The organism is Effusibacillus lacus, assembly GCF_002335525.1.
GTDB lineage: Bacteria > Bacillota > Bacilli > Tumebacillales > Effusibacillaceae > Effusibacillus > Effusibacillus lacus.
Genome location: NZ_BDUF01000002.1, coordinates 22,006 through 31,368 on the forward strand (window position 1 = coordinate 22,006; position 9,363 = coordinate 31,368).

Annotated in this window: 7 protein-coding genes; all 7 read left to right on the forward strand. The window is 37.2% G+C overall.

All coding sequences use genetic code 11. The features are described from left to right. Positions 1–10: 10 nt before the first annotated feature. The 7 genes from EFBL_RS00170 to EFBL_RS00200 all read left to right on the forward strand — a co-directional run bounded on the left by EFBL_RS00170 (position 11) and on the right by EFBL_RS00200 (position 9,022). Positions 11–1,825, forward strand: coding sequence for a TnsD family Tn7-like transposition protein (locus tag EFBL_RS00170; RefSeq protein WP_165912750.1), 1,815 nt, complete (start codon positions 11–13; stop codon positions 1,823–1,825). Continuing rightward, positions 1,807–3,417: a Tn7-like element transposition protein TnsE gene (locus EFBL_RS00175; protein ID WP_096180096.1), complete on the forward strand. Its 1,611-nt coding sequence runs from the start codon at positions 1,807–1,809 to the stop codon at positions 3,415–3,417. Before EFBL_RS00170 ends, EFBL_RS00175 begins: the two co-directional genes overlap by 19 nt. Positions 3,418–3,654: 237 nt before the next feature. Then, positions 3,655–5,637: an AAA family ATPase gene (locus EFBL_RS00180; protein WP_096180097.1), complete on the forward strand. Its 1,983-nt coding sequence runs from the start codon at positions 3,655–3,657 to the stop codon at positions 5,635–5,637. Next, positions 5,630–6,238 carry a hypothetical protein gene (locus tag EFBL_RS00185; RefSeq protein WP_096180098.1) on the forward strand — a complete coding sequence of 203 codons (609 nt, stop codon included), beginning with the start codon at positions 5,630–5,632 and terminating at the stop codon, positions 6,236–6,238. The genes EFBL_RS00180 and EFBL_RS00185 overlap by 8 nt, the downstream gene beginning before the upstream one ends. Before the next feature lies 1 nt (position 6,239). Beyond that, positions 6,240–7,289: a hypothetical protein gene (locus tag EFBL_RS00190; RefSeq protein WP_096180100.1), complete on the forward strand. Its 1,050-nt coding sequence runs from the start codon at positions 6,240–6,242 to the stop codon at positions 7,287–7,289. A 160-nt stretch (positions 7,290–7,449) separates the two neighbouring features. Beyond that, positions 7,450–8,730, forward strand: coding sequence for a class I SAM-dependent methyltransferase (locus tag EFBL_RS00195; RefSeq protein WP_096180101.1), 1,281 nt, complete (start codon positions 7,450–7,452; stop codon positions 8,728–8,730). A gap of 31 nt (positions 8,731–8,761) precedes the next feature. Beyond that, a complete protein-coding gene (locus EFBL_RS00200) occupies positions 8,762–9,022 on the forward strand; it encodes a hypothetical protein (protein ID WP_096180102.1) in 261 nt (86 codons plus the stop codon). Positions 9,023–9,363 lie beyond the last annotated feature (341 nt).

The following is a 9,363-nucleotide window of genomic DNA, read 5'->3' on the forward strand; positions in this document are numbered from 1 at the left end:
CGAAAAAACGATGTTGACATTCTTTCCCGACCCGTACCCGGATGAGATCCTCTATAGTGTTTTCGGCAGATATCACTTGCGGAGCGGAAATATCAGTTGTAAGGCAACACTAATGGACTTGTTTGGTACAACGTCTGTCGTTGCGACAATCGATTTGCCGAGTCATCTTCAGATGCTATGTGACAGGTTACCGGCGAACCATGGCTACAACCCGGAAAAATTCATCCGGGAAAATACGTTGTTCCCATTTTACGCTCCCTTTTTGCCCGAACAAAGAGCCAACCATGTGGTTGAATTAATAAAAAGCTCCAGAGGGAACGGGATACATACGTCCACTGGGATTATGGCGGGAGGAGTCGTCACCAAAAATCAATTGTATCTCTGCCGGAAGTGTTATTCCGAGGATATTCAAATGTTTGGAGAAGCATATTGGCATCGAACCCATCAAGCCCCCGGGGTTTATTTCTGCCCCAAACATCAAGAGATCTTGTGGGTTTACAAATCAGTTTCCATGAATCGTCACGAATACATCCCGGTTCCCTTAAAGCTGGATCAATCACAAGTAAAGAAGAGTCTTGCGATAACGGATTTATCTACAAAAACAATGCACTATCTGAATGAGTTGGTGAAAGATATCCACTTACTTTTAACCCACACGTCAATTCCATATTTATATAAAACAAAACAAACCATTCTTCCCCGTTTACGGCAATTGGGATACGCAACAGTGAACGGAAGGATTAAGCAAGATAAGCTCCATGAACAATTCCGACTTTTTTATGGGGAAGAGCTTTTGAACTTGTTAGATTCAAACATTGAGGGAGAAACAAGCTGGCTTACCTTTGCGACCAGAAAAGAACGTCGAGTGGTGCATCCGGTACGTCAATTGTTGCTTATCCGTCTTCTGTACGGGTCTTTTGAAGAGTTCTTGAAAAATTATGGACAAGAGTATCTGCCGTTCGGAAAAAATCCGTGGCCATGTTTAAATAAGGCTGCAGCACATTACATGAATTCGGTTGTGACAACCTGCAAGATTACCACCTGTTCGGACACCAGGCGGCCAGTAGGAACCTTTTATTGCGGTTGCGGCTTTGTTTATTCCCGACGCGGTCCGGATCAAGTGGAAGAAGATCGATACAGGATCGGACGCGTAAAACGTTTTGGAGAAATATGGTTTTCAAAATTGGATGAACTTTTGAAACAGGATAACTTGTCACTCCGCAAGATTGCAAAGGAACTTGGAGTAGATACAAACACAGTCATAAAATATTCAAAACCAACTTCGTCGTTCGAAATAGTAAACCAAAACGAGGCTGTAACCAAACAAACGAACAACGCTAAAAAGATCAAACCGGAAGAAAGAAAAAAGAGTCCCGTCAATAAGGAGACGGGTCAAGCAAACCGTGTCAATTGGGAGCTTCGAGATCTTGAACTAAGTATAATCGTGGAAACGGAATGTAAAAAAATCCTTGCCGATCTGGATAATAAACCAACACGTGTCACGTTTTCCAGGGTAGCAAAACGTATTGGAAAACTAAATTTCATGCAAAGGAATAAGGGAAAGCTCCCCATCACAATGTCCGTTTTGGGGCAGTACGTAGAATCGGTTGAACATTTTCAAACACGAAGAGTGAAATGGATTGTTCAAGAATTGGTAGCCGGAAATGAAGAATTAAAGCGATGGAGAATCGAGAAATTGGCCGGTTTAAAACCAGGGTATGGAGAACAGGTTCAAGATGAAATCGAAAAACAGTTGAAGCAATTTGCTTTTTATGCGCCAAAACCTTGGAGCGAGGGGGAAATAACTTGGCGACAATTAAATTAAGGCCGTGGCCGTTTCGCTCTGGAGAACCAATTGAATTGTTCTGGTTTGGCTCACTTTTTCAAGACCACCAGGGCAACTGGAAGATACCGGTTGCTTTTAAAATAAAAAACGATATTCAAATTGTGAATTACCCATGGGGGACTCTTCCCCTTCTTCGACTTGGCCAACAATATGTCGACGGCTCAATCGGTCCTTTTTCTCTAAAGAGAGGGATGGTGGATTCATTAACGTTAACAAACAGTGAAGAGGGGGATGTGTGTCAAGGGTTTGATTTGCCAAGCCAATTAATTTATTTCCATAAAATTCGTGACTTAGGGACGCAAAAGCTCAGGAAATTTCGAATCGGAAAAATCACCTACTATATTCCCTGTATTGAGATCATTAGGAGTTTTTTCGCAAAGACACGTACTTTGGCGTATTCACTGCTTGAGCCAAACGGTTTGGAGATGTTGATTAATGATTTCCGGGAAGAGGATAACAAGGCAGAAATCGATTTGAGCAGGCGTATTCCGAATAACATGGTAAACGAGAATCTAATCACACATCTTGCTTGGATTCTTGGGAATGAGAATGTGCGAACCGTTTGGAATGAAATTTACAATCATATATATCAAGAAGCATTAGCAAAATCTCCAATCAATCCGGTGATACAATTTCGAAACGGCATTCCGATCCAAGCGCGTTTACCGGTTTCGAGTTTTTCGAAGATAACATACAGGGGCCTTAAAGCGCAGAATCATGTATTGATCTTAGAAATTCTTGGGATAGCGGGATTAAATATTCCGTATAGACGGATTATGTATTCTCATTCTTCTTTGAAGCAAAAGGTACGCATTCAAGGTGAAAAAAGATTAAAGTTGACCCAAAAGCGAATGAATGAGGATTACGTTTTGGAGGAGAATAGCCGATCGGCAAAGGAAGACGTAAACCAAAGTACGGTTGAGATTTCACCGACGTTGTTAACGTATGACAGGAAGCCGGAGGTAAGTGTTAGATTTAGCGAACAGCAACCAATTAATACGGGGAACGGATATGTAGTGGTGTCAGGCAAAGGAGGCAAGTACATTGGAACAGCACAAAAAGTGAGTACTCAAGATTCGGTATATGGTGGAGACACTACGCCAATCGAATTCGGAACAATAACAACGGTTCCAATACAAAGAGGGATTGGACTTGAAGGCTTTTTCCGGGTCATACAATACATTCAGAAGATGTATCCAGAAATAAAGATCAATGCGAGCGTTGCTTATTTACCGTCCGGAAAAAGGTTTTCTGTGTGTCCGGATGGAACTCGAAGAACATGTGCAATTGTTCAACTCAACATTTCAAATCATGTTCGATATCTGTTGGAAATCGCCAGGCCGGATGGATGGTCAATTTCCACGCTGATGTTAATTCCAAAGCCGGGATTGGGGGTTCAAATAATTGAACGTTACATCTCGATCTTGCTGGAAAGTGTTGTTGAAAAGGGCGGACATTGGGATCAAGACATACTAGACAAGTGTAGAGATTTGGAAATTGAAAGGATCAGACACTACAAAAACGATACGGTTGAAAGTTGGGCTGTTAGATTGGTTGGGAGAATTGTTTAATACATATTTTATTCACAACATTTATTGTAGCCAGTAGTAATCATATCTTCTGATCATTCTGGAAATAAAGAACGGGATTTGAGATGAATGATTAACGATGGTGATTTGTTACAGTATTTAAGGTAAAATAAAAGAATAATATGTTCATATCTGAAACGCTATTTGGGTAAAATATAAAAAAGGAATGATTTATTTAACATTCCTCATTAATAAGTATACATAAAGGAATGTGGTGCTATGTCAGTTCCAAATAAGGTAAAACTGCCTATTATACGAAGAGTACAATTGAAAAATTTTTCATTATATTCACGCCAAAAAGTTATTTCAGTTGAGTTATCCAATGGCGTTTTTTGTTTAGTTGGGGCAAATGGGTTAGGAAAATCAACTTTCATCGCTACTTTGAACTTTGCTCTTACTGGAATTGTCCCGGATCCGAAACATAAATTTCAATCAGTGGAAGAGTATTATTTCGACAATTTGAAATTTTCTTCAGAATATTTTTCTGGGCGTATTAACGAAAATGACCGAGATGTCGCGGAAGTATCAATTGAGATGGTTGTAGGTGATAAAATAATCGCTTTTACTAGGGGCATATTTGACATCGAACAACTTAGAGAATTTACTGTTTATGATATTGATGGAAAAACTATTCTAAACAATACTGCAGATCTTTCCCCTGCTGAGCGGAATGACGAATTCAAGAAAATCATGACTGAATGCATAGGCTTAAATACGTTTACTCAGTATGTTTTTCTTCAGCACTTTGTGTTTACTTTTGATGAAAGTCGCCGTTTGTTATTCTGGGATCAAAAAGTATTGGAGCAAGCATTATATTTGGCGTTTGGTGTAAATCATGAACAAGCTAAAAAGGCTGATGCATTAAGACGGGAAACTGAGAAAGCTGATTCATTATGGCGAAACTATGGATGGCAGGCAACAGAGATTCAGAAAAAAATTAAAGAAATTGAATCTGCATTAACACGCTCAACAAATAAGGATTACTCTGAATTAGTTGAATACCATAAAAAATTAACATTAAGTAAAGACAATATAGAAGAATTGGTTAATTCGTTGGAACACCAACTTAAAGATACAAACTTAGCACTTACTGAAGTGAGTGCAAAACAAGCTGTATTGAGAAACAAATACTCTGAAGAATTTTTAAAGTATATAAATCAAAATACTAAACTGTCGGATCATCCATTAGTGGTTTCCTCTATCAATGATTGTAAGTGTGGACTTTGCGGTAATGCTGGTGAATCAGTTGTAGAACGCATTAAGCAAAAAATTAATAATGAATGCCCCTTATGTGGGAGTCTGATTCAAAACAATGTAATCGAAACTAATAAAATAGATGAACTAAGAAAAATCGACCAAGATATTATTGTTCTAAAAAATAAGGCGGATGAAATTATTAAAACTCAAGATCGGATAAATAAAGAACTCCAAGAGGCTAGGCAAGAGTTGTATAAAGTTGAAAAAGAGCTCCAAGAATTTGAGAATGAAAATAAAGAGACACTCACTAAGATAAAGCATTCTAGAGAAAACAATTTAGATGAAATTTTAGAACCATACCGTATACAGTTGAAAGAGCTTTTGAAAAATAGGGACGAACAATATAAACGTAGAGAAAAAAACAAAGCGGAGCTATTAAAGCTTCAGCGCCAGTTGGAAAAACAATATGTGGATGCTGAAGAAAAATTCGTTCCGTTATTTAAAACGTTGGCTTATAGCTTTATTGGGCTTGATTTGGACATTGTTATGGAAACTAAGAGTAGGCCGGGTATCACACTAAATTTGAAAGTAAAAAATGTTTCACGGAGACAACAACATACCCTTTCTGAAAGTCAAAGATTTTTTATTGATATAGCTCTGAGAATGGCCTTAACACAGTATATAACATGTGACAGTGGAGAGGCTTGTTTGTTTATAGATACTCCGGAAGGCTCCTTGGATATCGCGTATGAAAGTAGGGCTGGGAATATGTTCGCCCGATTTATTGAGAACAATTATAGGATTATTATGACAGCCAACATTAACAGTTCAAGATTGTTAATTTCCTTGGGAGAACAGTGTGGAAGTGATAGAATGAAAATTTGCCGTATGACTTCTTGGACCGATCTTTCGGATGTGCAAATTTCCGAGGAGAAATTATTTGAGCAAGCTTATAAGGCAATTGAAGATGCCCTAACAATAAAAGAAGGTACAAAAAATGATTAATCCTTATGCTTTTTTTGACTGTTTATCTATTGGAAAGAGATTAGATAAACTATTAGGAAATTTGTCAGTGGCTGAAGTACAGCTATTTTCATATTTATCATGTTTACTGTCGCTTTATAAAAACCATCCAGTTTCTGAATGGGGGTACCAGTTTGCGGGTACCAAAGATGGTTCACCATTTAGTCGTGAGATAGAAGATTCCTTTTGGTATTTGTTGAAAATGGGGTGTTTGATCCAGAAGGGGGATTACTATCAACTTACAGAAAAAGGTGAGCAACAGTTTATCTTGTTAAATAGAATTGAAACGAATAATAAACGTGTAATGTATCATGAAGCCGCTTGTTCTAGTTTGCTTTCATTACCAGTCGGACTAATTAGAGAAGCACTATTTAACGAACCCGAGCTTAGTAGAGTTATGAAGCTTTCTAGCACAAGGCATCTATTAGATGGACCGGGACTAGAAGTAATATATGAGCACTTCGCAGCTTTAAGTTCAGCCATTGGAGTAGACATCCAGGATCTTTTAGTTCCTTCTGTTTTGTGGCTAACATTTCTAGCCCAGATGTCTCAGGAAAAACAAGAGGGACAGGAGGAAGATTAATGTGAAAATTAACGTCTCTAATCTAAAAAAATTAGTCGAGAGTCATTATACCACCATGATTATAAAACACTACGGATCTGAGGGGATGAGTTATTTAAGAGATTTATTAACAAATATTCATGACGTATTTAAATACATCTCCACTGAAGTTACTTATGGACCTATTGTTATTTTTTCCAATGTAACCGTGGAGGATGTACCCTTTGACCTTAAAGAATCAATTACGATTTACGACTTGAGTATGATTGCACAGTACAATTTGACAAGCTTTACTCTTCAAATTTTACCTAATGGTCAATATCTATTGTGGAGAGAAACTCCTGACAACCTAACCGAGTATTCCAAAAATCGAATAGTATATTTATTTGAACACGGGACGGAATCATTTTGGGCAAATGGCGATAATCAAGTATTGCCAAAACTAATTAATTCGTACGGAAGTATGTTTTGTATTCCAACCTTTAATGATTTAAATGATGCATTAGAACATTACAAATCAAGAATGGTTAGACAATCTTCATGTGAAATTCTATCTGGCATATGGTTTGATGAAAAGAGATTATTTTTTAAAAATTCTCCAGAAACTATAATACGAAAATCGTTGACAAACTTTTTAAAAGCTAGTCTTAGAGGGGATGTAGAAGTTAGGCCTGAGCAAATTGTAGATGAAACTCATCCCGTTGATATTAAGGTTACATGGATGTTTACAAATAGGCTTGCCTTGATTGAAATAAAGTGGTTAGGTAAATCCTTGGGTGAAGACGGAAAAATTAAGAATGACTACACAGATTATAGAGCTCGAGAAGGTGCCAAACAATTAGCAGAATATCTAGATAGTAATAAGATTCAAGCGCCTCTACATGTAACAAGAGGTTATTTAGTCATCATAGATGGAAGAAGACGGGGGCTAAACGAATCAACTAAATCTATTGATACATCAAAAGGACTTTTTTATGAATCTAGAGAGATTAATTTTGACCCGCCGTATCATGAACATAGAGACGATTTTCATAGACCGTTTAGAATGTTTGTTGAACCGATTTGTTCTTAGAACTTCAGTCTTAGTTTGACTGAAGTTTTTGTTGTAATTGGCGTAATTACTTTTAGGTTAATGTTCCTAAGAAATTAGATGTTTTTAGGTATTCCGGAAACGATGCTCCTTTGATAAAATTTACCTAAGATGTCTAAAGAGATTGAGGAAGGCGGAATTTATGGATAGTTTAAGTTTGTCTGACTGGATGGAGTTCTATAACGATAAGGTTAGTGCATCAAAAAATAAAAAGAGAAAAATAAATCGTTGGTATCCAATTCTAGAGGGATTTTCTAATAATTTCGTTGAGTTAGTATTAAAAGAGCAAGAGAATATGCCCAGTCTTTGTTTGGATCCTTTTGCAGGCGGAGGTACAACTCCGCTGACAGCACAATTAAACGGAGTAAGATGTATTTCGTTTGAAGTTAGTCCATTTATGAGTCAGGTTTGTCGATCTAAACTGCGAAATGATTATAAATTTTTAGAGTTACAAAGAGTAATAGATGATATAGAGGAGTATTTATCTAAACCGATAAACCATGGATTTGAAATCGGGTTAAAAACTATATCAAAAAAAGAAGGATTAGATAAATGGCTGTTTCACAAAACTGCATTAGATTCCCTCTTATCAATACGAAAAGCTATAGATGTTGTTTCTGGTCCGAAATATAAGGACTTACTATATGTAACTTTAGGGTCGATTTTGTTAAATTATTGCAATGCATCTAGAGATGGTAAAGCGTTAAGATATCGAGAAAATTGGGAGAGAAAGGTGCATAAGAGAAAAACCATTTATAGAGATTTTTTAACAAAGTGTAGGGAAGAAGTACTGCCTGATGTAAAAAGTATCGAAGAAGAAGCAAAGAAAAATCCCCTCAGTAACTTGAAAGATTTTTATTCCGGAGACTGTAGGCAATTAACACATCTAGTGGCTGATAATTCCATAGACGTGATAATAACATCACCACCTTATCTTAATTCACGTGACTATACCGATTCTCATATGGTCGAACTATGGTTGTTAGGACATGTGACTTCTTATTCGGATGTTGCAAATTTAAGAAGAAAAACAATGAGGTCACATGTCCAAGTTAGATGGGGAGAGTCCCCATTACCCAATAGTGAATTACTTAGGTCGGCTTTTCACCGCATAATGAGCTTTGAATCTGAATTTTGGAATAAGAATATTCCGAATATGATTTCTGGTTACTTTAGTGACTTGGAAGAACTGTTGTTCAAATTAAAGCCAAAGATGAGAACGGGTGGGAAAATATATATTAATGTGGCGAACTCATCGTATTTCGGGGTGGTCATAGAGACCGATAAGATAATTGCAGAAATAGCACAAAATCTAGGTTATACGGTGTTGGACATTAGAATAGCGAGAAGAATTAAATGCAGTAGTCAACAGTCTGATGAAATTAAGTGGTTGAGAGAAAGCGTGGTTGTACTTATGGCGTAACAAGATAAAGTTTTAAAATGGAGGAGACGTAATGTTACATAAAGAAGATTTACCGCGTCTAGTTGAGGAATGCTTACGAATAAATGGAGGCAGTGCATCCATAGTAGAAGTCTGCAAATACGTTTGGGATAATTATGAGAATGAATTAAGAAATTCTGGAGATTTGTTTTTTACATGGCAATATGACATTAGATGGGCTGCAACACAATTAAGAATTTCTGGTGTTATGAAAGAAGCGGATTATTCTCCTAAGGGAGTATGGGAATTAGCAGATAACATCAGGCACAAGTAATTTCCTTCTTTAATATTACCTTATGCTTAGTCTAAAACTTTATTTTTCATTTTTCAGGAGGTCTACTTCCTTTAGGATATTCCAGTCTAAAACTTATTTTCCCGTGGCTGCCGATTTTTTATGACAAAAATCCCGTAAAATCAACAGCTCCAGTCTAATACTTTATTTTCTTCAAACAGGTTGTTTCGTTGTAAAAAAGTTGGAAACCGCTTAGAAAGGGACTACCTAATGGTTAGGTAGTCTCTTGTATTTAGACTCCCATGCCGCTGACGCGGCACCATCAGATGATGAAAATAGTCTAAGTTTTGTATAATCTTCTTACGGCTGGCGAAGGGAGGTCG